This window comes from Halomonas sp. ML-15 (genome assembly GCF_014779595.1).
Taxonomy (GTDB): domain Bacteria; phylum Pseudomonadota; class Gammaproteobacteria; order Pseudomonadales; family Halomonadaceae; genus Franzmannia.
The window spans coordinates 56,664-77,807 of sequence record NZ_JACXZT010000003.1 but is presented as its reverse complement, the minus strand read 5'-3'; the positions used below and the strand labels follow the sequence as shown (position 1 = coordinate 77,807).

Genomic DNA, 21,144 nt, shown 5'->3' with positions numbered 1-21,144 from the left:
CAAGGGTAACAGATTGCGACCGTGCAATGCGCCTCTGCGCTTGCACGCCTTAAGCCGCTCTCTGTGCCTTACCTGATTACCCAGCTCGTGCGTTCAAACCGTACCCGAGTGAAGAGCAAAGTGAATGGCGCTGTTAGTCAACTTGACCATGCACCGACGCTTCAACGCGTGCCTTAAGCGCCTGATTCATTTCCTCGAATCCACGCTTGGTATCACGCTCCAAGGTGGTACGTAGCACCCCCACCAGAAGGCCGCTGAATTTTTCACTCTGTTCAAACCGAACCTTGTTGTCTGACAGCGCCTCAATTGTAAAGCTGTGTTCTCCATCGAATATGCCAGGCAGAATCATTCGACCTCGCCACCGAAGTTCTCTCAGAGGTTCTGCAACCAGCACCTGGGGAGAAAAGCGCATGGGCTTGGATCCACTGGGCTGAACCACAATGCGCAGCCGCTCCCCTTGCACCGGCTGCCCGATGACTGACCTGATAAAGGGATTCCAATCAGGATAAGCATTGAAATCAGACAAGACACTCCAAACTTGATCAGCCCTCGCGTCGATCATGATGTCAGTGTGAAGTGAGTGGCTACCCATCATATTCTCCATAAATTAAGAGCCATGCTCTTTCCCTTTATAGCAGCGACCTCCAAGTCGCGCTGGCAAAGAAAGAAAATACTATATTTCTTAAGGAAAGTGCAAGCTATTCGCCGAGAACCTCAACATACCACTTGGGATTGATGCGCCAGAAATCACGACGAATATTCGATTTCAGTGATTGCTTGGAATCCAACACTTTCGCTTCACCACCCTCTCTGACAAACACGACCCAATGCCAAAACGGCTTCCCCATCTCCATACGCCATCTGATGGCCAAGAGCGCCTTGTTTGGAAGCCGTTCCCAAGACTCAAATGGAATTTCCTTGGAAGACACTGAAACACCGAATTCACGCAATAGTCTGCGCACGTACTGGGTATCGGACCAGAGCGCTATATCTGATGCATGGATACCAAGAGCGCTTGCTCTCTTGCTGGCTTTCTCATAACTGACACCTGCGAGAACGGCACTCGCGGCGATACCACAGCCGGATATCTCTTCTTGAACAATCGGCTCCATATGCTTCCCTGTCAGCTTCAAAAACCCACTCCTGATACATGCATGGCATCGCCATGAAGTGCAGCCCATTGCTCAGAAGCCAATCGATATAGCCTCACCAGGCGACCATGAAATTCAAGAGTTTCGAATTGACTAAACCCTGCTTTTTCTGCAACTCTCAGCGACGCGATATGGTCGGGCTCGATGATTACGACCACCGAATGGTACTGTCCCTTCCTGAAGATGTAATCAAGCACTGCTTGTGCCGCCTCGGATGCCAGCCCCTTGTTCCAATAACGTGTGGCGAGGCGGTAGCCCAGATTGATTTCTTCAACATCAACGACCATTTCTGGTCCCACACCACAAAAGCCCACGAGCGCAGAATCTGTCTTATCAATTAGGGCCCATGGCCCCACACCATGCGAGTCATAGCAGGTTAAACACCACTTTATAAATTCACGAGTAGCGGCCTCATCACACACCCCTCGGATCGAGTGCCTCATCACTTCTGGGTCGCTAAGGATAGTCGTCAACTGAGGAACGTCATGAAGTGACAGCGGCCGTATCATCAATCTATCCGTTTCGAAAATCTTCACCATCACCTCCTTGTGCATTCACTTGTCACACACCATGAGAAAAAGCCCTGCTTGAAACTCACTTCTCGGCCAACTATTAGCAGTGAGGAGCTACAGCTTTTTTTGCATCCATGTAGAACTAATATATTTTCCTTCCTTCACTCCGTACTCGTCAAATGTACCCACCTCTGTGAAACCGAATTTTTGATGCAGCGCAAGCGAAGCTTCATTAGGGAGCGCCACTCCAGCAAGTGCTCTATGAAGCTGAAACTTTTTCAATAATGTAAACAGCTCATCATACAGCTTTGTTCCAACACCCCCCGACGCCGACTTAGGTGAAACATATACGCTGACTTCAACTGTTCTATTAAATGCTGCTTCGGGCCTATATTTCTGTGAACAGCAGAAACCCAAGACGTCTGCATCACTTTCTGCCACGAGCATTTGATACGGTGTCTCTTGGTTGAAAGTATTTAGCCATTCCTGCCTGCCACCCAATGGCACTGGAGCTGGCTCAAAATAACGAGCATCGCTATGAAGGATATAGTGGTTGAGTATCTCCGTTATCTCTACGAAGTCGTCTTCGACTACATGACGAATATTCACTCTGCCTCCTCGGCTTTGAACTAATTTTCTAATGAAAAATTGAGCGATCTACCCTTTCCACTAGAATGCATGGTCAGCTGGCGTCGCACAATACTTTCTCCATGCATTCATACTCAAGAAAAATCTCTTTATTGAGGGACTGTCTACCCTGCGAGGTCGACACATAACCCGCACTGCGATAAAAAGGCACGGCATTTAATGAGGCAGATAGACTCAAAGACGAGAGGCCTTGCTTAATAGCAAGCTTCTCAGCACTATGCAATAGCATGCCTCCAACGCCAAGCCCCGAAAAAGATGGGAGCACGAAGACGGCTTCAATTTCATTAGCATCGGGATCCAGCGCACTGTAGCCGACAATTTCGCCAGATGATTCTGCCACATAGACACAGCCACGACTAAGAAGATCCAGCATTTTTTCTGGAAGTGGGCGTGCCAGCCATGCTGATAGTTGCACTGATGAGTAGGCTGCACCACAGCCATAGTATGCAGAGCAATTGCGAACTTCCAGCAGCGTTGCGAGATCGGAGCAACGCCCTCGTCGGATGGCGACTGGTTTAAACGACAAACCTGTACTCCTTTGGGAAGGAATTAGCTGAGCGACGAGTGTAAGCGCACCCGGCAGAACCGCAGCATGGCCCGATGAACTTGAGCGACTGGCTATGCACCGGCATCACTTGGTCCCACCCAGAAATGCGGATTGTGCGCCACCTCCCATAGATGACCATCCGGATCGGTGAAATAGCCACTATACCCACCCCAGAAAACCTTCTCAGGCTTTTTTTCCAGCGTGGCACCTGCCTTAACGGCTTGTGCTACCACCGCATCGACTTCTGCTTCCGATGCAACATTATGGGCCAGGCTAAATGCGTTGAAGCCCGCCCCCTCGGAAGAGATGTTCGCATCTTCAGCCAACGCGTTCCTGCTAAATAGGCCGAGCCATGTTCCATTCAAGGTGAAGAAGGCAACCTCCGGTGGAGAATCCATGCGTGGGAATCCAAGGCCTTTCTCATAGAAAGCTATCGACTTCGCGAGGTCCCGAACACCCAATGTAATCATGCTGATTCTAGGCTGCATATTACCCTCATTCTAAAGGTGCATAAATCTTGAATTAATTCGTACTGTCTGCGGTGTAGATTTTACGTGATGATTATCAAAACATGGCGTCGTAGCGTCGCTGCATCTCCGCCGGCTCTACTCTTTCAATCTCATGACCTAACATCCCTTCATGGCCGGAAGGGTCTCGAATATAGGCTGGCTACGCACTGCCAACGTAACTCTTATGTGGCCCTTTATGATTACCGTAGCCGAGCTCTGTGTTAAGAGCAATTCTCACTCTGGCATCCTCCAGGGCATGGATTACTCATGGCACTTGGCAATGCCCTCGATGCGAACCGCTTGCTCATTGCCAAGGAGCGTCGCAAGCTGGGGCTATTGTGGGCTTCGGCGGGGAATGCGGCGCTCAGCATCAGCAAGTGTAGCAACAAGCCCTTCTGTGCCGGGCGAAGGAGACGTGCAAGACATGCCAACACTGATCGATTTCAGCGCCAGTGAAGAAATCACCCGCTGGCGTGCCATCAACGACGACGTCATGGGTGGTGTCTCTCATGGCACCATTTACTCAGAGGGGGCTATCGGCGTCTTCTCGGGAAAGCTCTCGCTGACCAACGGCGGCGGCTTCGCCTCAGTACGACGCGGGCACGAGCCTATGAGGCTTTCTGCCTACCCAGGCGTCATCGTTGCAGTGCGCGGTGACGGACGCCAGTACCAACTGCGCCTGTATAGCGATCAGCTGAGCGATGGCGCCACCTACCGTGGCGTGTTTCAGCCCCCAGCGGGAGAGTGGCAGCGTATCGCCCGGCCCTGGCACGCTTTCGAGGCGGTACGCCGTGGTCGCCTGCTGGAAAATGCGCCAGCGCTCGCCCCAGACGCTATCCAGCAGGTCGGCCTGCTGATTGCTGACCGCTGCGATGGTGGCTTTCGGTTGGAGATCGCCAGCATCGAGACACTTGACGCTCGCTAAGGCGTCGCACCAGACGAGCCAGTGACACCTTGCCTGTATAAGAAGATAAAGGAGAGTCTGGCGGCATGGTAGATACCAAGTCATCCTCATCACGGGCCGAGCTCCCCTTCAAGCGCCCACACCGGCTTGCGCTGGCAACCTTGGCCCCGCGCACCTTTGCGTTTTGCCATACCTTCGGGCTCACGGTATGGATCGCGCTGGCGGAGGACAGCGGCTGGTCGCTGATTCTGCCGGCCCTGCTTCTATTACTGTGGCCGGCGGTCGCCTTCGTGCACGCCACCCTGGCGCAAGACTCCAAACGCGCCGAGTTCAGAAATCTCTATTTCGACAGCCTGGTATTCGGCGCGTGGTGCGCCGTGCTGGATTATTACCTCTTTGCCATGCTGTCCATCGGCCTTGCCTGCTTCATGAACAACATGGTCGTTGGCGGCCCGCGACGGATGGCCGCCTCGGCCGCACTGTTCATCAGCGGGGCGGTGGGTTGGGGCGTATTGACGGGATTCGAGTTTCGCCCGTACGTCAGCATTGGGGTGGACGTGTATCAGGTGACCGGGGCGGTGATCTACATGTTGGCCATTGCCCAGGTGATGTACGGACAAAACCGCAAGATCGGTCGCAGCATTAAAGAAATCAAATACAAGAACCGCGTCTTTCACGCGCTACTCGAGCTTGGCATGGTGGCCAACCGGGCCCCCAACATCAGCACCCTGCTCAATGACTCCTTGATGCATCTGCATGCAGACTTTCCGGAATATGGGTTTGCCGTATTTCTCCAGGAGCGACAGCGCCCCGACGTCACGCGCTATGCAGCTGTCGCCGGGCTGCGTCTGAGCGAGGAGGATGAGCGTCACCTGCGTAGCAGGCTGTCGACACTGCATGAGCAGAATACCAGCACCGTCAAACTGAGCGAAAAAACAGATGGCGAACAGCTCTATGCCACCTCCATGGCGGGGCGCCTCAGCCTATACGAGGGCTGGCTGGTGATTCGTGCGCCCAAGCTGGACGGCGCCCTGGAGAGGATGCTGACGCTGTTCGTCGACCAGTTGGCAGCGGCGACCGAGAACAAACTGCTTCACCTGGCCCTACAGAAAGCAGCTGAGCGCGACGGGCTCACAGGGCTCTACAACCGTGGCTTCTTCGAGTCGGCACTCCAGCAGAGTATCCAAGGCAGGACACAGCAGCCAGGGCTGGATTTTGCCATCCTGATGATGGACGTCGACGGGCTCAAGGAAGTGAACGACAAACACGGCCACGTGGTCGGCGACCAGCTCATTACTGCGGTTGCCGAGCGCCTGATGGCGCAGTGTCGGGAAGACGATATCCTGGCTCGCTATGGCGGTGACGAATTCGTCATCCTGTTCCCCTCCGCCGACCTATCGGCCCCAGAGCGCGTGGCCACGCTGATCAGGACGCACCTGGAGGGCCTGAAATGTATTCTCACCACCGCCAATGGTGAGGAGGTGACGGTGACGCTGCGTTTGAGCCTGGGAAGCGCCAGCTCCAGCGAAGTGCCCGCACAAGAGGTGCTGACCCTGGCGGACAACCGCATGTACGACGACAAGGCTCAGCGCCGTAAAAAAAGTGTTCTCGGTTGACGCGATAGCCCGCGACCGCTCAATCTGCCGCTGCGTAATACGCCATCTGGTCGGCGTGGGCCTTGACGTAGGTCTGGCCGCCGCGGCATGCGCTAGCTTAGACGCCAGCCTGAGCGGCGCGGTGGGCATGCAGCTTCTTGTAGCTCTCGATTAGCCGCTGGTGCTTCTCCAGGCCTTCCAGCTGCATGCTGGTGGGTGTCAGGCCGTGGAAGCGCAGCGTGCCGTCCACCGAGCCGATCACCGCGGTCATGGTCTCGTCACCGAACATCCGCGAGAGGTTGTAGCGGTAATCGTCGAGCTCCAGTTCATCATCCAGGGCGATTTCGAGGACCGCCTGCACCGCCTGGTAGAAGAGCCCACGCGCGACGCTGTTGTCGTTGTACTGCAGAAACATCTGCACCCGTTCCAGCGCCTCCTCGTGCTGGCCCAGCGCCAAGTGGATCAGCAGCTTCAGCTCGAGGATGGTCAGTTGGCCCCACACGGTATTTTCGTCGAACTCGATACCGATCAGGGTGATGATATCCATGTGCTCGTCGAGCTGAGTCTCCTCCAAGCGCTCGAGCAGTGCGGCCAGTTGGTCGTCATCTAGGGCGTGGAGGTTGAGGATATCCTCGCGGAACAGCAGCGCCATGTTGGTGTTGTCCCACACCAGATCCTCCACCGGGTAGACCTCGGAGTAACCCGGCACCAGGATGCGACACACCGGCGCACCCAGGTCCTCGTGCACCGCCATGTAGGCCTCAAGCCCCATCTCCTCGAGAATGCCGAACAGCGAGGCGGCCTCCTCGGCGTTGCTGCCGGAGAAGTCCCAGTCGACGAACTCGACGTCGCTCTTGCTGCTGAAGAAGCGCCAGGAGATCAGCCCCGAGGAGTCGATAAAGTGCTCGACGAAGTTGTTCGGCTCGGACACTGCCAGGGAGTTGAAGGTCGGCGGCATAAAGTCGTTGAGCCCCTCGAAGCTGCGTCCCTGCAACAGCTCAGTGAGGCTGCGCTCCAGCGCCACTTCGAAGCTGGGGTGGGCGCCGAAGGAGGCGAACACGCCACCAGTGCGCGGATTCATCAGGGTCACGCACATCACCGGGTACTGGCCGCCCAGCGAGGCATCCTTGACCAGTACCGGGAAGCCCTGCTTCTCCAGCGCCTTGATACCCTCGGTAATCGCCGGGTAGCGTGCCAGCACCTCTTCAGGCACGTCGGGCAGCACCATCTCCTGCTCGATGATCTCACGCTTCACCGCCCGCTCGAATATCTCCGAGAGGCACTGCACCTGCGCCTCATGCAGGGTGTTGCCGGCACTCATGCCGTTGCTGAGGTAGAGGTTCTCGATCAGGTTGGAGGGAAAGTACACCGTCTCGCCATCGGAGCGGCGCACGAACGGCAGCGATACGATGCCTCGCGCTATCTTGCCGGAGTTGGTATCGATCAGATTAGAGCCGCGCAGCTCACCGTCCGGGTCGAAGATCGCCCGACAGTGGTCATCGAGGATGCCTTCCGGCAGCTCATCGTTGGGCCCCGGCTGAAACCACTCCTCATTGGGGTAGTGGACGAAGGCGCTGCCCGCGATCTCCTCGCCGAAGAACTGGTCGTTGTAGAAGAAGTTGCAGCTGAGGCGCTCGATAAACTCACCCAGCGCCGAGCACAGCGCACTCTCCTTGGTGGCGCCCTTGCCGTTGGTGAAGCACGCCGGTGAGGCGGCATCGCGAATATGCAGCGACCACACGTGGGGCACGATATTGCGCCACGAGGCGATCTCGATCTTCATGCCGAGGTCGGCCAGGATCGCGCTCATGTTGGCAATGGTCTGCTCGAGCGGCAGGTCCTTGCCCTCGATCCAGGTGCTACCCTCGCCCTCCGGTGCGCCCATCAGCAGGGCCTGGGCGTCCTCATCGATATTCTCGACGGTCTCGATCTGAAACTCGGGGCCGGTCTGCACCACCTTCTTGACCGTGCAGCGGTCGATGGAGCGCAGGATGCCCTGGCGGTCCTTGTCGGAGATATCCTCCGGCAGCTCGACTTGAATCTTGAAGATCTGGTTGTAGCGGTTCTCCGGATCGACGATGTTGTTCTGCGACAGCCGGATATTCTCGGTGGGGATGCCCCGGGTGTTGCAGTACACCTTCACGAAGTACGCTGCGCACATCGCCGAGGAGGCCAGGAAGTAGTCGAACGGCCCCGGCGCCGAGCCGTCACCCTTGTAGCGGATGGGCTGGTCGGAGATGACCGTGAAGTCGTCGAACTTGGCCTCCAGGCGGAGGTTGTCGAGATAGTTGACCTTGATTTCCATGGACGGGCACCGGACGTAGGGGCTTGGGCGAAGCAAGAGCAGAAAACCTGCCATTATCCAGTTTTTCGCCGCCGCCGTCTCGGGGGAGGGCAAAATCCGCTGCCATACCCCTCGTTCAGCTGCGTTGAAGGTATAGTACGCCGCCTCTGGCACCGAAGCCTCTACCCCCGGACGCCGGACGGATCATGCTCATGCTTGGTTGCTTGAGGAGCGCTCCCGTACGGCTTGGCGTTGCCATTACCTGACGAGTAAAGCAAGGTTCACTGAAAGCCCCACGGCTGCGCCGGCATGACTATCAAGATATTATTCATGAAGCCAAGGCGCATAACTCAGACCGACCAGTACACCCTCTGGGCTCATAAATCGTGCAACTGTTTGCCCCCAAGGCTCAGTCCTGGTCTCATGAACAAACTCCTGCCCTTGTTCCTTCATTTCCTGAACTGCTGCCTCGACAGCAGCGGCGTCCGTGAGTTCGAACTCGATTGTCGCTGTCGGTTCGGGAACCTGTTCCGGCCATTCATTCTGTCCAAAGCAAGACTGAGCTGCCATTACAAGGGGCCATACACCAAAGTGATTGGCCCCGGGGAAATTATCCATGAAACGATAATCGCCCATTTGCTCGAGCGGCAGACCCAAAGCATCCTGATACAGGGCCGCACTTGCAGAAGCATCTTTAGTAATCGAAGCAAAACCGGCAATACACTTGATCTTCATTCGCCCCCCCCCAGCGGATCATGACTTACTACTCAATAACGCCTACAACGCTCATCCATAACGACAGCGAAGCTAGAAAGTGGTCAAGCGAGGCTTCCGTAGCTTGTTCGTATGTTATAAGAGCGTAGAGTTTCGGTATCGCTTTGCAAAGTAGGCCTCACCCCCTTTCCAGCTGCCTAATCTGGTCGATTGTAAAAGTGGCCCCACCACATACCACCACAAGGACATTACTGAAGGCTTTGAGCTCCGGTGCATTCTCATATACCACTGCCAAGCTGGCACCGCAGGCAGGCTCTACCAGTATACGGTGATCGTCAAGAAAACGCTCACAAGCAGTCAGCGCGCTTTGATCTGATACCACTACACTTCGGATCGGGTGTTTTTTCGACCAGCGAAAGGCTTCCTCGCAAACACGCTTGGCTCCAAGCGAAGTGGCGATGCTTGTGATGTGTTCCAGCTCAACGGTACGGCCTGCTTCAATGGCTGCATGAAAAGATGCGGCCCCTGTAGTTTCAGCAGCAATGACGGGGATTGTACTCCCCCCATTCCGATGCAGACCTTCAATGACGCCTGACATTAGCCCACCGCCACCGACAGAGAGTACGACGGCATCGGGCTTATGTCCGGAGCGGAAAATTTCATCAATCAGTGTAGCGTGCCCTTGCCAAATCATAGGGTCATCAAAGGGATGAAGAAAGGCATCCGATTCACAGATCAGCGATTGCGCAAAGGCGTTAGCTTCCTGCCATGAGGCCCCATGCACGATAACTTCCGCTTTCTCTAGCCGTAGGAGCGTCTTAGCTCTTTCAGTGGTAGTTTCAGGTACGACAACCACAACAGGAACGCCTAGACGACGGCCTGCATACGCAACAGCCAAGCCAGCATTTCCGCCAGAAGAGGAAATGAACCTTTTAGCGCCCTTAGCAAGATAGGCCTCACATGCGTAGCCTATCCCCCGTATCTTGAATGAACCTGATGGCTGCATGGCATCCAGCTTAAGCCAGGTTGGACGCCCAGTGCTGGCGCTCATGGAACAGGACTCAATAAGCGGAGTTGCAATGTGTAGCGCCATGAGTATCTATATCTCCTCCCATAAGGTATCGAGTGAAGCGGGGTCCAGCACACGAAATTTTCTGGTACCGACGGCGAATATTTCCAGGATGCCCCGCTAAGCAGCAGTCAGAAAGGCTAGCCCTATAAGTGTCGATAAAAGCTCTCAGCAGGCTCGTGCATCAATGACGCAGCACTCTGCTCGCTATTATGCCTTAAATAGCTGTCGACCAGAGCATAACCGAGGCTATAGCCAGCCCAAGGAGGTAGGTCGCCCTGGCCAAAGAACCATTCTCCGTGCCGATAGAGTGTGGTAGACCACTGCTGCTTCGCCTTAATGGCGCAGTCAACTGCCTCTTTCCCACTTAATGCAGACTCCCATGGCTCGGGTGGTGAATCATAGAGCTGTCGGCAGAAATGTCCCGCCAACCCCTCGGATACCATCGCCTCTCCCAAGGTTCTTCCGTAGCCTGGCCCTCTCCAGCGCATCACATGATGCAGCTCATGAACCACCATTCGTTCGAAGGGTTCTTCCATGCTGCTTGCAAAGTTAGCATTCTCCGGATCGAGGGTTAACTGCATCATGGTTCCCGTGGGCGCATAGCCAACAAATCCCATACAGTCGATCACTTGTCCCGGCCAGACTTGAACCACCACATCCAGGCTGATCGGACTCGATACCTGCTCTGCACGATAGCGCGCTTCCGCTATCCCACCGCTTATGCGTTCTATCCAACCATCGAGTTGCCCACATGCATTGGCATAATGCACGATCCACTGTGCCATATTGTCTCCTGATGACTTGACGTAGTGTCTCTGGCATTTTGCGCGTAGCGCTACGCTGGCCCCACTTCGCCAAGCATGCTTTCCAGTTCGTTTTCTTCGACGCCAAGCATCTGCAGAATGTTGCGCTGGGCGGCGTGGAGAATCTGCTGTCGCTCCTGCTCGCCGGGCAGGCTCTTGGCGATGGCGACGGCGCCGACCAGTGAGGCGAGTATGGCGCGGGATTTATCGGCGATGACCTCGCGGTCGGGCTCGAAAGGAAGTTTCTTCAGTCGGCTCAGGGCGATGAGTCGGGTCTCCAGCATCTTCTTCATGCGCAAGTAGGAGGCTTCGAACAGTGTACGTATCTCGGCGTTCTGGTTGCCGATCTCGTTGAACAGTACGGTTTCGGGCCCCGGCTTGTGCTTGCGTTCCAGCTCCTGAAGGTTACAGCAGTTGGCCACCAGCTCTGTGAGGTGTTTCACCGACAGCGGCCCCTTGACCAGCCTGGCCGCGCGGCTGCTCTCCAGGGTTTCCCGCACCGAGGCGTGGTAGAGCGCTTCCTTCGATGCGAAGTGCGCATAGAAGGCACCGTGGGTCATCTTGGCCAGCTTCATTATTTGGCCAATGGAGACCTTCTCGAAGCCCTGGCGGCTGAACAGCTCGATAGCCGACTTGAGAATGCGCTCCCGTGACTTGGCCTTGCGGTTCGTCGAGTCCGACATGGCGACCTCACACTCCCACGCTGAATATTATCTTGATCATATCAAGTCCGGTGTTAGCGTGGCACAAACCCAAGCTATTCAGGAAATTACCATGCAATCACCACTCGTTATCACCGGCATGGGCATGATCAGCCCGCTTGGTTGCGGCGTCAAGGCGGGCTGGGAGCGCCTGCTCGCCGGCCGCTCCGGCATCTCATCGATCACCCGCTTCGACACCGGCGAGCTGCCGATCAAGGTCGCAGGCTCGGTGCCCGGCATCACCGACGACCCGCAAGCCGGTTTCGATCCCGATCGCGTGCTCGATGCCAAAGAACGTCGCAAGCTGGAGCTGTTCAGTCTTTATGCCATGGCCGCCGCCGAAGAGGCGCTGACCCAGGCCAACTGGTTCCCATCCAGCGACGAGGGCCGGCTGGCCACCGCCACCATCGTGGGTTCCGGCATCGGCGGCTTCCCTACTATTACCCAGGCACAGAATACCCTGTCGACGCGCGGCCACCGCCGGCTCTCCCCTTTCACCGTACCGGCCTTCCTGGCCAACCTGGCGGCGGGCAATGTCTCGATCCGCTATGGCTTGCGCGGACCGATGGGCTGCCCGGTGACCGCCTGTGCGGCAGGACTCCAGGCCATCGGCGATGGCATGCGCATGATCCGCAGTGGCGAAGCCGATGTGGCCCTGGTGGGCGGCGCCGAGGCCTGCATCGACCCGCTGTCGCTGGCCAGCTTTAATGCCATGAAAGCACTCTCCACCGAGCAGGACACTCCCACCAAGGCGTCACGCCCCTTCGACCAGGCGCGCAACGGCTTCGTCATGGGGGAAGGAGCGGGGCTGTTGGTGATCGAAACCCTGGCCCATGCCGAGGCGCGCGGGGCAGTGCCGCTGGCCATTCTCAGCGGCTATGGCACCAGCGCCGATGCTCACCACATCACTGCCGGCCCGGAAGACGGTTCCGGTGCCGCGGCGGCCATTCGGGCAGCGTTGAGGATGGCGGGGCTCTCTCCCGTCGATATCGACCATATCAACGCCCACGCCACCTCGACGCCGGTCGGCGACCGAGCCGAAATCGCGGCATTGCGCAACGCCTTCGGCGACACCCTCGGCGACATCCCGATTTCCGCGACCAAGTCGGCTACCGGTCATCTCCTCGGTGCCGCCGGCGGCGTGGAGAGCATCTTCTCGGCCCTGTCGGTGATGCACAACCGCCTGCCACCGACCCTGAATCTGGAGAATATCGACAATGACCTCCAGGACCTGGACGTCGTCTCGGGCTCGGCACGCGAGCATCGTAGCCAACACGTGCTTTGCAACGGGTTCGGTTTCGGTGGCGTCAATGCGGCACTGATCGTGAGTAAGCTATAGCGCCAAGCCCTCACTTGGAGGCGGCTTACGCCCCTCGCCGAGCCAATCGGCTGGCTCGGGGTAATAGCACCATCAGCCAGCTACATCTCCTCGGCGGGCTCCGCTGCCGCCAGGATCTCTTCAAGATTTACCTCGATCCAGTCTGCCAAGTCTTTGACCCTATGACTGATTTCCTCACCCAGTGGGGTCAGCCGATACTCCACATGGGGGGGAACCACAGGATACGAGATCCTCTCCACAAAGCCGTCGCCCTCCAGTAGCTGCAAGGTTTGCGCCAGCATCTTCTCGCTGATGCCGTTGACCCTGCGGCGCAGCTCGCTATAGCGATAGGTGCCGCCGCGCAGCGCGATCAAGAGCAGTACCCCCCAGCGGCTGGTGACGTGGTTGAGTATCTGGCGAGAGGGGCATTTGTCAGCCATGACATCGCCCCGCAGCAACTTTCCGCTGAGCGCGACAGGCTGAGACGCCGGAGGGTCGGTTTGTGAACGCATTTTACACTTACCTTTTTGTACGTACTTACTAAAAGTTAGCTTACTTGCTAGGGTGACAGCTTCTTCCAACAGACGAAAGGAGTTCTCACCATGATCTTAGTCACTGGAGCCTCAGGCCAGTTGGGCCGCTTGGTAATTGATGCACTGCTGAAGCGAGTGCCTGCAGGTGATATTGCCGCGGCAGTGCGCCACCCCGATAAGGTGGCCGACCTGGCCGCCCTGGGCATCGAGGTGAGGCAGGCGGACTATGACGACCCGGCCTCACTGGACGCGGCCTTCAAGGGGGTGGACAAATTGCTCTTGATATCGTCGAGCGAAGTCGGTCGTCGCGTGCCGCAGCACCGTGCTGTGCTCGAGGCGGCCAAACGCACCGGTGTTGGCTTACTGGCGTATACCAGTATCCTGCATGCCGACACATCGCCACTGCCATTGGCCGCCGAACATATTGAGACCGAGCAGTTGCTCCGTGCCTCGGGCATACCCGCCGTGCTGCTGCGCAACGGTTGGTATACCGAGAACTATCTCGCCAGCATTCCGACGGCACTCGAGCTAGGTGCCGTATTCGGCAGTGCGGGAGAGGGCCGCATCAGCTCAGCCGCACGCATCGATTATGCCGAGGCGGCCGCAACGGTCCTCACCCAGGGTGACCAGGCAGGCCGGGTATATGAACTGGCCGGCGACGAGTCCTACTCCCTGACTGAATTTTCCGCCGAAATCAGCAGACAGTCTGGCAAGACGGTGGCGTATCAGCATCTGCCCGAGGAGGAGTACAAGGCAGCGCTGCTTAAGGCAGGCCTGCCAGAGGCTGTCGCGACGCTGCTGGCTGAATCGGATGTCGGCGCATCCAAGGGTGGGCTGTTCGATGATAGCCATCAACTCAGCCAGTTGATTGGCCGGCCGACGACACCGATGGCTGACATGGTGGCGGCATCGATAAACGCCGACTGAATCCTCAGGGTTAACGGTGTGGTGCCGATTAGGTGATTCTCCTGCCGATGAGCAAGGGCTAACGTGCTACTCATACGCACGATAGCGGCCACAGGCCCAGGAGCTTGACCATGCGCGACGCGCGCCACACCCACCCCGAGTCAGCCCCCCAGCCGGTGCTCTTCATTCCCCACGGCGCCGGCCCCTGCTTCTTCATGGAGTGGAATCCGCCCGGCACCTGGGACGGCATGGCGGCCTTCCTCAAGGGCATCGCCGCTACTCTGCCGAAGCGACCCCGCGCGCTGCTGGTGGTCTCTGCCCACTGGCGTACCAGCGGCGGCTTCAGCGTGACGTCGGCAGAGCACCCGACGCTGGTCTACGACTACTACGGGTTTCCGGATCATACCTATGCGCTGCACTATCCCGCCCCGGGTGAGCCGGCGCTGGCGACGCGGATTGAGGGCTTGCTCGCTGGGGCGGGGTTGGCCTGCCAGCCGGATGCCCGGCGCGGCTTCGACCATGGCATGTTCATTCCGTTGAAGCTGATGTTTCCCGAGGCGGATATTCCCGTGGTGCAGCTGTCGCTGCGCAATGATCTCGACCCCGCCGTACACCTGGCAACCGGCCAGGCGCTGGCGCCGCTGCGCGACGAGGGCGTTTTGATCGTCAGCACCGGCATGAGCTTCCACAATATGCGCGGCTATGGCGATGCGCGCTTTACCCAGCCCTCGGAGCGCTTCGACAGGTGGCTGACCAGTGCCGTGGAAGCCGCCCCAAATCAGCGCAACGCCGCCCTGGGCAAGTGGGCCGAGGCACCCGATGCGCACCGCTGCCACCCTCCGGGCGAGGAGGAGCACCTGTTACCGCTGATGGTCGCCGCAGGAGCAGCCGGTCAGGACGCCGGCCGCCAGGTCTATTCGGAGCAGGTGTTAAAAACCCAGCTGTCGGCCTACCGCTTTGGCTAGCCGTGCTAGGGCGATGGCAAGCTAAGGGCCAGGGCCTTATATCGGCTGTCGCTACCTGAAACCCCGTAGGCCATCCGCGCGAAGCTCCTGTGATAAAGAGTCGATGCCCTGCGGAGCTTGCGGGCAGTATTTCTCTAAGATACCTGCTACTCATGCTCCGATCGTGGCTTCGGCCTACGGCGAGACCGACGAGAGCGAAGAAATCGAGAGCGAGCTACTCCGCTATCGCACCCGCACCCAGCGCTATATCGACAAGGGAACGATTCCCTCGCCGTGGTAACCGTCGATACCCTGGCCAAGCTATCACAGAGAAGTATCGTCAGCCGATTCTGACGAAGCCGCCTGCTTGAGCGTTATCCGGCTCTTGATGCGACTAAGTGCCACCGGCGTGCCCCTTACATAACCAGCGATATCCCTATCCGGAATATGTTCGGCAAGTAAGTGTTAATCGACGACGAAAAGCTTGGCGCCCTGCTCGGTTGAGGAGCGGTGAAGCTCGGCATTATCAGCGACCTGGTAACTCGTCCCGGGGTGGAGGACAAAACGGCGACCATCTTCCAGCTCAGTATGTAGCTCGCCCTCCAGGCACAGCAGAATATGCCCTTTGGCGCACCAGTGATCGGCTAGGTAACCGGGGCTGTACTCGACCATACGCACCCGGATATTCCCAAACTGGCGGGTCTGCCAATAGGCAACACCCTGCTCTCCGGCATGCTCCGTCTTCTGAACGTCAGCCCAGTTAGTCACCCCAAAGGGAAGATTCGTGATATCCAAAGCATTTCCTTGTGTGGAATGGAAGCGCTTGATGATCAAGCACCAATAAGTTCATGCACACGGGCCCTTCCGGCGGCACTATCCAGCAGCACAACGCCCTCAGACTCCGAATCCATCTGCGCCAATAGCTCACCACTAGCGTTACAGGCCGCAGACTGGCCGACGCTGAGAAAATCACCGCTCGGCCCGACACAGTTTGCCATGCATACCAGCATGCCATGTTTATGCGCGACATCGGGATAGTGCGCCACCGCTCTGGCTAGACCGCCTACAGGCTTGGCAACACTGGCAAGGTAAGTCTCGGCGCCTAGCGCCGCCGCGCTATCGGCGTGCTCCATCTGAAGCGATTCGTAGCAGATGGCAGGGGCGAGTTTGCAACCAAGGTGCTCAAGTAAGAGCTGTTCATCTCCTGGCACGAAATAAGGAGACTCGTCGACATGCAGTTGCTGCTTGGCGTAGACACGACGAGCCTCGCCGGGCGTGAACCAGATCATCCCGATCTGTACGCCAGAACCAACGGCAATGGGTATGCCGACACCGATAAGCAGGTCATGGCTGTCGCTACACGCTTGAAACACATCAAGTTGATGATCATACGCATCAATAGCAAGCGATTTCGCCAATGTCGGTTCAAAGCCCGTCAGCGAGAGCTCAGGGAAGAACACGAGATCCGCCTTATGGGTGGCGGCAAGGTCGATAAGGTCTAGATGCCTAGCCATGTTCTTCGCAATATCGCCTGCTGCCGGGCGAAGCTGTGCGGCACATACGTTCATTTCTGGCCTCCCTGCCAATCTAGGCTTTCACAAGGGCCGAAGCCCGAGGACTACACGCTTGAGCTGCGCTCACTCGGAGCGCTTGGAAAACAGTTCCCACCCCCCTGCTAGCGACAGCATAAATTCACCAACAATAGTAAAATATTTACTTTATACCCCATATTTTTGAAATAGCACTATTCGAACCTAGCGTACCCAACACCACCGCCACCAAGCCTACGCAGAAGAAAACCAGTACGGGAATAAGCGAAGCCATTTGACCACTAGTATAGCCGGCCACTGCAGAACCGAGCGATAGCGACATAAACAAGACGCCCACTATATTCAGGGCTACCCTGTGAGACTTCTTATGGGCCTCAGAGCCCTCACCCGTTTCGAAAAATCGTAGTATCGGCCAAAACACTCTTCTCAAGACACTCTTCATCGCAACACTACCTTCTCTTAACAACAGAAACTCTATTCATATGAAATTATAACACCGAAACCACTCGAGCACATAGTAGAGGTTGACTCGTAAAAAGCGAACACCTGTTGCTAACTGCTGGCTAGCTCTTCTAATGCCCTTCCAGTCAAACGATAACCCAACCACTCATTTTGTGGCTCCCCGCCGATAGAGTTATAAAACCGTATCGCCGGCTCGTTCCAATCAAGTACGCTCCACTCGAAGCGACCGCAGCCTTTTGACAGTGCGAGATTTGCAAGATGCTTTAGAAGAACTTTTCCTGCACCTACACCCCTGTAGTCAGGAGAAACATACAAATCCTCAAGGTACAAACCATGCTTGCCGAGCCACGTCGAGAAATTGAAAAAGTAGACAGCAAACCCGATAGGCTCGTTATCCAACTCGCAAATTATCGCACCTACTGTCGCCTTTTCACCAAACAGTGCGTTTTCGATATCAGCCACTGTCGCCAGCACTTCATGCTCTGCTTTCTCATAGGTGGCAAGCTCTACAACGAATCGATAAATCAGCGCAGCGTCATCCGCTGTAGCTTGACGAATCTTTACATCTGACATTGCATACTCCTTTTTAACGACATTCGGCCCAGCAATGGGAGTCCCGAACGTCTACCGAAACACCAAATTAGGCATTGATCAAACACTGCCAATAGCCGACATCTATCCACTTTCCAAACTTGTTGCCGACCTCCTTGAAATGTGCCACCTTCTCCATGCCGAGCTTCTCGTGTAGCGCAATGCTGGCCTCATTGGGCAGAGCAATACCGCAGATGACAGCATGAATTTTGAGACTTTCCAGCTCAGCCAACAACGACATATAGAGCCTTGTACCCCAGCCTTTCGCAGTGGCTGCGGGGTCTAGATAGACAGTAGCTTCAACGGAGTGACGATACGCACAGCGGCCTTTCCACTTGCTCGCATAGCAATACCCTATGACTTTCCCATAATGTACTGCCACAAGCCAAGGAAGATTACCTCCTTGGCACTCTTCGATTCGTCTCGCCACATCTTCTTCTGATACGCGATCAGTTTCAAAGGTGATCGGTGTGTTTTCTATATAGTGATTGTAGATCACTGCAATAGCGGAGGCATCTTCTACACTAGCAGACCGAATCATAGGTTTTCTCTTGGGTAGCTAAGAAGGCAAATAAATATATCCCTGAAACATTCAAAAAAGTGGCTTCATAAGGCGATAGGACATATTTTCATAGCCTAACTCTTCATAAAACGCCAAGGCACTAGCGTTGAAGGCCATCACCTCGAGTCGGATATCGGAAGCCCCTTTCGCCTTGGCAAAATCCTCAGCAGCAGACATGAGATGGCGACCGATCCCCTGGCCGCGAAATGCTTTATCCAGCACTATCGTGGCGACGTAGGCCCGTGGTCGAGAAACAAGAAATGGAAAAGGCGCTTTATTTGAGACGGATACAGATATAACGCCAACAACGTTCGCATTGCGCTCGGCGACGAATACGGCCGAGCTATCATCTTCGAGAAATCGACGCCAGTATGACTCATCATCATGATTTCCATCTGGTTTGATGAAATCTTTTGGCATGTTCACATGATGCTCCATATTGATGGCATCCGACAGCCTATAAATAGAGGGTAAATCCGCTTCCCGTGCTTCTCGGATACTTAGCACCTTGATCTCCTTGCATCCCTGTTAGCAATAATTACCGGTTTCCTTTGACGCTATGGTGCCGCTGTCCCTGCTCATCTAGCGCGATATCAAAGTGCAATACCCCCTCCCTGGTGCCGAGTTTGCTGTACAAGGCGATGGCGGCTGCGTCTTCCTCTTCGGTGTCGGCCTGGACAAAGATGGAATGGACGCCGCGCTCAGCCGCGATTTGCTTGAGCTGCTGGATCAAGGCGGTAGCAATCCCTTGTCGACGGTGCGCTTCCACCACCGCCAGGTCGTAGATATAGATTTCGCTGCGCGGCTGCTCGAACTTCTTTAGTTCGTATGCCGCCAGTCCACCCACCACCACACCATCCTTCACCGCTACCAGAGCGATAAAGTGGTCACCAGCAAGAAGCTGGCGCATATAGTCGGCGTCGGGGGGAGTGCCAGTGTAGGTGTCGGGCTGATTGAATACCTGGCCAAAGGTCACCCGCAGCGCGTCCATCAGCGCCAGATCATCGGGAGTTAACTGGTAAATGACATGACTAGGGCAATTCATGGAGAATTTCCTGACACGCTACCGCCCCTACCCTGCACGATGGGCGCCATCGGTGCGATAGTCTCTGTTGTCGTTATTCAAGCCAATATTAGCAGCCTTCAGATTAGCCTAAACGGGGTCGACGTTAGTTGCAAAAAAGGGAATGAAAGCAAAGGCGCCAACCCAGGGGGGTTGGCGCCAAGAGGCAACGCAATGCGCTGTTGTGTGCCGTGGCTAGGGCTGACCAACGCCGGCATACTGCACACCGCTTAACAGCGCCATATCCCGATGCCAGGTGGCGAGATCGTCCTGGTTGAGCTGGTTAAGAGCGTCGTGACCACAGGCGCGGGCCATTACCTGCATCAGTTCGACTGAGGCACCAAAGAAGGTATTGAGGCGTTCTGCCGAAGCATCCACGTCGAGGCGCTTTCGCAAGTCGTCACGCTGGGTGGCGATGCCCGCGGGGCAGTTGTTAGTGTTGCAAATTCGCGCCCCCACGCAGCCGATGGCCTGAATCGCGCTGTTGGAGAGCGCAATGCCGTCGGCGCCCAGCGCCATGGCCTTGACGAAGTCGATCGGCACCCGCAGGCCGCCGGTGATGATCAACGTCACTCGGCCACTGGCCTTCTGCGCGTCGAGATAGCGCCTGGCGCGGGCAAGCGCCGGGATGGTGGGTACCGAGATATGGTCGCGGAACATCGCCGGTGCGGCCCCGGTGGCCCCGCCTCGACCGTCGAGGATGATGTAGTCGGCGCTGGCATCCAGGGCGAACTGGATATCCCGCTCGATATGGTTGGCGCTGAGTTTGAAGCCCACCGGCACGCCGCCGGTCACCTCACGCACACGGTCGGCAAAGTGCTTGAAGTCGGCGACGCTGGAGAGATCCTCGAAGGTAGGCGGGGAGATGGCCGGTTCACCTTCGGTGATATTACGCACTGCAGCGATCTTGGCGGTGTTCTTGTTGCCGGGCAGATGACCGCCTGTGCCGGTCTTGGCGCCTTGGCCACCCTTGAAATGGAAGGCCTGGACCTTCTCGAGCAGCGCTTCGCTGTAGCCGAACTTGGCGCTGGCAAGTTCAAAGAAGTAACGTGAATTCTCGGCCTGCTCCTCGGGCAGCATGCCCCCCTCCCCTGAGCAGATACCAGTACCCGCCATCTCGGCGCCCTTGGCCAGGGCGATCTTGGCCTCCGGTGATAATGCACCAAAGCTCATGTCGGAGACGAACAGGGGGATCTTGAGCGTCAGCGGCTTCTTGGCCTCAGGGCCGATCACCAGTTGGGTATCCACCGCAACATCTTCCATCAGCGGCTTGCTGGCCATCTGTGCAACCATCAGCTGCAGATCGTCCCAGTGCGGCAGAGTGTGGCGCGGTACCCCCATGGCGGTCATCGGTCCGTGATGGCCAACGCCCTCGATGCCCTCCTTAGCCAGTTGGTGGATAAACTCTACGGTGGGCTCTTCCTCGCTGGCCTTGGGGGCGGGCTGGCCGCCGCTGCCCTGCTCGCTGTAGCCAGCCTCGCGTTGGCCGCTCTCCCGACCCACCTCGTCGTCGCTGAACTGCTTGTGGGTGCCATCGCAAAACGGCGCGTCCTGGGTCTGCTTGCACTGGCAGAGGAAGGCGTCACCGTCCTTGTCCGCCTTGAACATCTTGGGGGTGATGCCGGTCCCCGAGTGGGAGCCGTCACAGAACGGCTGGTCGTCAGAGCGTCCGCACATGCAGAACGCGTACTCCTCACCTTTCTTCAAGCTTACTTTGGCCGGTTTGTTATCGGCGATGATAGGTTGGCTCATGAGGACTCCATGTCGTAGTTATT

General features: G+C 56.9%; 24 protein-coding genes. 5 read left to right on the top strand and 19 right to left on the bottom strand.

The genetic code is table 11. The features are described 5' to 3' along the window. Positions 1-133: 133 nt before the first annotated feature. The 6 genes from IEI94_RS04005 to IEI94_RS03980 form a co-directional block, all read right to left on the bottom strand. On the bottom strand, positions 134-592 hold the full coding sequence (locus IEI94_RS04005) for an SRPBCC domain-containing protein (RefSeq protein ID WP_191165817.1): 459 nt from the start codon (positions 590-592) through the stop codon (positions 134-136). A gap of 106 nt (positions 593-698) precedes the next feature. Next, a complete protein-coding gene (locus tag IEI94_RS04000) occupies positions 699-1,112 on the bottom strand; it encodes a hypothetical protein (protein ID WP_191166238.1) in 414 nt (137 codons plus the stop codon). Positions 1,113-1,129: 17 nt separating this feature from the next. After that, complete coding sequence (locus IEI94_RS03995; RefSeq protein WP_191166236.1) at positions 1,130-1,690, bottom strand: GNAT family N-acetyltransferase; 561 nt, start codon at positions 1,688-1,690, stop codon at positions 1,130-1,132. 87 nt (positions 1,691-1,777) lie between these two features. Then, positions 1,778-2,272, bottom strand: a complete 495-nt coding sequence (locus IEI94_RS03990; protein WP_191165816.1) for a GNAT family N-acetyltransferase — start codon at positions 2,270-2,272, stop codon at positions 1,778-1,780. A gap of 73 nt (positions 2,273-2,345) precedes the next feature. Next, positions 2,346-2,837: a GNAT family N-acetyltransferase gene (locus IEI94_RS03985; protein ID WP_191165814.1), complete on the bottom strand. Its 492-nt coding sequence runs from the start codon at positions 2,835-2,837 to the stop codon at positions 2,346-2,348. A 92-nt stretch (positions 2,838-2,929) separates the two neighbouring features. Further along, the gene (locus IEI94_RS03980) at positions 2,930-3,346 is read right to left on the bottom strand and encodes a VOC family protein (protein ID WP_191165812.1); all 417 of its coding nucleotides are present in this window, start codon (positions 3,344-3,346) and stop codon (positions 2,930-2,932) included. Between the two features lie 445 nt (positions 3,347-3,791). Between IEI94_RS03980 and IEI94_RS03975 the strand changes: the two genes are divergently transcribed. Then, the gene (locus tag IEI94_RS03975; protein WP_191165810.1) at positions 3,792-4,292 is read left to right on the top strand and encodes a CIA30 family protein; all 501 of its coding nucleotides are present in this window, start codon (positions 3,792-3,794) and stop codon (positions 4,290-4,292) included. Between the two features lie 65 nt (positions 4,293-4,357). Further along, positions 4,358-5,887, top strand: a complete 1,530-nt coding sequence (locus IEI94_RS03970) for a GGDEF domain-containing protein (protein WP_191165808.1) — start codon at positions 4,358-4,360, stop codon at positions 5,885-5,887. Positions 5,888-5,984: 97 nt separating this feature from the next. Here IEI94_RS03970 and IEI94_RS03965 read toward each other — a convergent pair whose 3' ends face one another. The 5 genes from IEI94_RS03965 to IEI94_RS03945 form a co-directional block, all read right to left on the bottom strand. Continuing rightward, entirely contained in the window at positions 5,985-8,171 is a 2,187-nt protein-coding gene (locus tag IEI94_RS03965) for an OsmC domain/YcaO domain-containing protein (protein WP_191165807.1), read from the bottom strand. Between the two features lie 303 nt (positions 8,172-8,474). Then, entirely contained in the window at positions 8,475-8,885 is a 411-nt protein-coding gene (locus IEI94_RS03960) for a VOC family protein (RefSeq protein WP_191165805.1), read from the bottom strand. A gap of 157 nt (positions 8,886-9,042) precedes the next feature. Beyond that, positions 9,043-9,957, bottom strand: a complete 915-nt coding sequence (locus tag IEI94_RS03955) for a pyridoxal-phosphate dependent enzyme (RefSeq protein WP_191165803.1) — start codon at positions 9,955-9,957, stop codon at positions 9,043-9,045. 122 nt (positions 9,958-10,079) lie between these two features. Continuing rightward, positions 10,080-10,721 carry a DUF2268 domain-containing putative Zn-dependent protease gene (locus tag IEI94_RS03950; protein ID WP_191165801.1) on the bottom strand — a complete coding sequence of 214 codons (642 nt, stop codon included), beginning with the start codon at positions 10,719-10,721 and terminating at the stop codon, positions 10,080-10,082. A 50-nt stretch (positions 10,722-10,771) separates the two neighbouring features. Then, positions 10,772-11,422, bottom strand: a complete 651-nt coding sequence (locus IEI94_RS03945; protein WP_191165799.1) for a TetR/AcrR family transcriptional regulator — start codon at positions 11,420-11,422, stop codon at positions 10,772-10,774. A gap of 91 nt (positions 11,423-11,513) precedes the next feature. Here IEI94_RS03945 and fabF point away from each other — a divergent pair, with 91 nt between their 5' ends. Then, positions 11,514-12,779, top strand: coding sequence for a beta-ketoacyl-ACP synthase II (fabF, locus tag IEI94_RS03940; RefSeq protein WP_191165797.1), 1,266 nt, complete (start codon positions 11,514-11,516; stop codon positions 12,777-12,779). A gap of 80 nt (positions 12,780-12,859) precedes the next feature. Here fabF and IEI94_RS03935 read toward each other — a convergent pair whose 3' ends face one another. Continuing rightward, positions 12,860-13,198 (bottom strand): winged helix-turn-helix transcriptional regulator, encoded by a 339-nt coding sequence (locus IEI94_RS03935; protein ID WP_263574616.1) that lies wholly within the window; start codon positions 13,196-13,198, stop codon positions 12,860-12,862. Between the two features lie 162 nt (positions 13,199-13,360). Here IEI94_RS03935 and IEI94_RS03930 point away from each other — a divergent pair, with 162 nt between their 5' ends. Together IEI94_RS03930 and IEI94_RS03925 are read left to right on the top strand one after the other, a co-directional pair. After that, positions 13,361-14,218 (top strand): SDR family oxidoreductase, encoded by an 858-nt coding sequence (locus tag IEI94_RS03930; protein WP_191165793.1) that lies wholly within the window; start codon positions 13,361-13,363, stop codon positions 14,216-14,218. Between the two features lie 110 nt (positions 14,219-14,328). Then, positions 14,329-15,162: a DODA-type extradiol aromatic ring-opening family dioxygenase gene (locus tag IEI94_RS03925; RefSeq protein ID WP_191165791.1), complete on the top strand. Its 834-nt coding sequence runs from the start codon at positions 14,329-14,331 to the stop codon at positions 15,160-15,162. A 444-nt stretch (positions 15,163-15,606) separates the two neighbouring features. Here IEI94_RS03925 and IEI94_RS03920 read toward each other — a convergent pair whose 3' ends face one another. The 7 genes from IEI94_RS03920 to IEI94_RS03890 form a co-directional block, all read right to left on the bottom strand. After that, positions 15,607-15,975, bottom strand: a complete 369-nt coding sequence (locus IEI94_RS03920; RefSeq protein WP_224749923.1) for a DHCW motif cupin fold protein — start codon at positions 15,973-15,975, stop codon at positions 15,607-15,609. After that, positions 15,972-16,709 carry a carbon-nitrogen hydrolase family protein gene (locus IEI94_RS03915; protein ID WP_191165789.1) on the bottom strand — a complete coding sequence of 246 codons (738 nt, stop codon included), beginning with the start codon at positions 16,707-16,709 and terminating at the stop codon, positions 15,972-15,974. Before IEI94_RS03915 ends, IEI94_RS03920 begins: the two co-directional genes overlap by 4 nt. A gap of 534 nt (positions 16,710-17,243) precedes the next feature. Then, on the bottom strand, positions 17,244-17,726 hold the full coding sequence (locus IEI94_RS03910) for a GNAT family N-acetyltransferase (protein ID WP_191165788.1): 483 nt from the start codon (positions 17,724-17,726) through the stop codon (positions 17,244-17,246). 67 nt (positions 17,727-17,793) lie between these two features. After that, positions 17,794-18,285: an arsinothricin resistance N-acetyltransferase ArsN1 family B gene (locus IEI94_RS03905; RefSeq protein WP_191165786.1), complete on the bottom strand. Its 492-nt coding sequence runs from the start codon at positions 18,283-18,285 to the stop codon at positions 17,794-17,796. A 51-nt stretch (positions 18,286-18,336) separates the two neighbouring features. Then, positions 18,337-18,813, bottom strand: a complete 477-nt coding sequence (locus IEI94_RS03900) for a GNAT family N-acetyltransferase (protein WP_191165784.1) — start codon at positions 18,811-18,813, stop codon at positions 18,337-18,339. A 31-nt stretch (positions 18,814-18,844) separates the two neighbouring features. Next, the gene (locus tag IEI94_RS03895; RefSeq protein WP_191165782.1) at positions 18,845-19,351 is read right to left on the bottom strand and encodes an AAC(3)-I family aminoglycoside N-acetyltransferase; all 507 of its coding nucleotides are present in this window, start codon (positions 19,349-19,351) and stop codon (positions 18,845-18,847) included. Between the two features lie 213 nt (positions 19,352-19,564). Beyond that, positions 19,565-21,121 (bottom strand): glutamate synthase-related protein, encoded by a 1,557-nt coding sequence (locus IEI94_RS03890; RefSeq protein WP_191165780.1) that lies wholly within the window; start codon positions 21,119-21,121, stop codon positions 19,565-19,567. Positions 21,122-21,144 lie beyond the last annotated feature (23 nt).

Excerpts from the sequence above, each read along its gene's own strand:
- IEI94_RS03915 (WP_191165789.1), bottom strand. The coding sequence starts at position 16,709 with ATGAACGTATGTGCCGCACAGCTTCGCCCGGCAGCAGGCGATATTGCG.
- IEI94_RS03965 (WP_191165807.1), bottom strand. The coding sequence starts at position 8,171 with ATGGAAATCAAGGTCAACTATCTCGACAACCTCCGCCTGGAGGCCAAG.
- IEI94_RS03925 (WP_191165791.1), top strand. The coding sequence starts at position 14,329 with ATGCGCGACGCGCGCCACACCCACCCCGAGTCAGCCCCCCAGCCGGTG.
- IEI94_RS03955 (WP_191165803.1), bottom strand. The coding sequence starts at position 9,957 with ATGGCGCTACACATTGCAACTCCGCTTATTGAGTCCTGTTCCATGAGC.
- fabF (WP_191165797.1), top strand. The coding sequence starts at position 11,514 with ATGCAATCACCACTCGTTATCACCGGCATGGGCATGATCAGCCCGCTT.
- IEI94_RS03895 (WP_191165782.1), bottom strand. The coding sequence starts at position 19,351 with ATGAATTGCCCTAGTCATGTCATTTACCAGTTAACTCCCGATGATCTG.
- IEI94_RS03995 (WP_191166236.1), bottom strand. The coding sequence starts at position 1,690 with ATGGTGAAGATTTTCGAAACGGATAGATTGATGATACGGCCGCTGTCA.
- IEI94_RS03950 (WP_191165801.1), bottom strand. The coding sequence starts at position 10,721 with ATGGCACAGTGGATCGTGCATTATGCCAATGCATGTGGGCAACTCGAT.
- IEI94_RS04000 (WP_191166238.1), bottom strand. The coding sequence starts at position 1,112 with ATGGAGCCGATTGTTCAAGAAGAGATATCCGGCTGTGGTATCGCCGCG.
- IEI94_RS03960 (WP_191165805.1), bottom strand. The coding sequence starts at position 8,885 with ATGAAGATCAAGTGTATTGCCGGTTTTGCTTCGATTACTAAAGATGCT.
- IEI94_RS04005 (WP_191165817.1), bottom strand. The coding sequence starts at position 592 with ATGGGTAGCCACTCACTTCACACTGACATCATGATCGACGCGAGGGCT.
- IEI94_RS03975 (WP_191165810.1), top strand. The coding sequence starts at position 3,792 with ATGCCAACACTGATCGATTTCAGCGCCAGTGAAGAAATCACCCGCTGG.
- IEI94_RS03980 (WP_191165812.1), bottom strand. The coding sequence starts at position 3,346 with ATGCAGCCTAGAATCAGCATGATTACATTGGGTGTTCGGGACCTCGCG.
- IEI94_RS03935 (WP_263574616.1), bottom strand. The coding sequence starts at position 13,198 with ATGGCTGACAAATGCCCCTCTCGCCAGATACTCAACCACGTCACCAGC.
- IEI94_RS03890 (WP_191165780.1), bottom strand. The coding sequence starts at position 21,121 with ATGAGCCAACCTATCATCGCCGATAACAAACCGGCCAAAGTAAGCTTG.
- IEI94_RS03970 (WP_191165808.1), top strand. The coding sequence starts at position 4,358 with ATGGTAGATACCAAGTCATCCTCATCACGGGCCGAGCTCCCCTTCAAG.
- IEI94_RS03930 (WP_191165793.1), top strand. The coding sequence starts at position 13,361 with ATGATCTTAGTCACTGGAGCCTCAGGCCAGTTGGGCCGCTTGGTAATT.
- IEI94_RS03910 (WP_191165788.1), bottom strand. The coding sequence starts at position 17,726 with ATGTCAGATGTAAAGATTCGTCAAGCTACAGCGGATGACGCTGCGCTG.
- IEI94_RS03905 (WP_191165786.1), bottom strand. The coding sequence starts at position 18,285 with ATGATTCGGTCTGCTAGTGTAGAAGATGCCTCCGCTATTGCAGTGATC.
- IEI94_RS03945 (WP_191165799.1), bottom strand. The coding sequence starts at position 11,422 with ATGTCGGACTCGACGAACCGCAAGGCCAAGTCACGGGAGCGCATTCTC.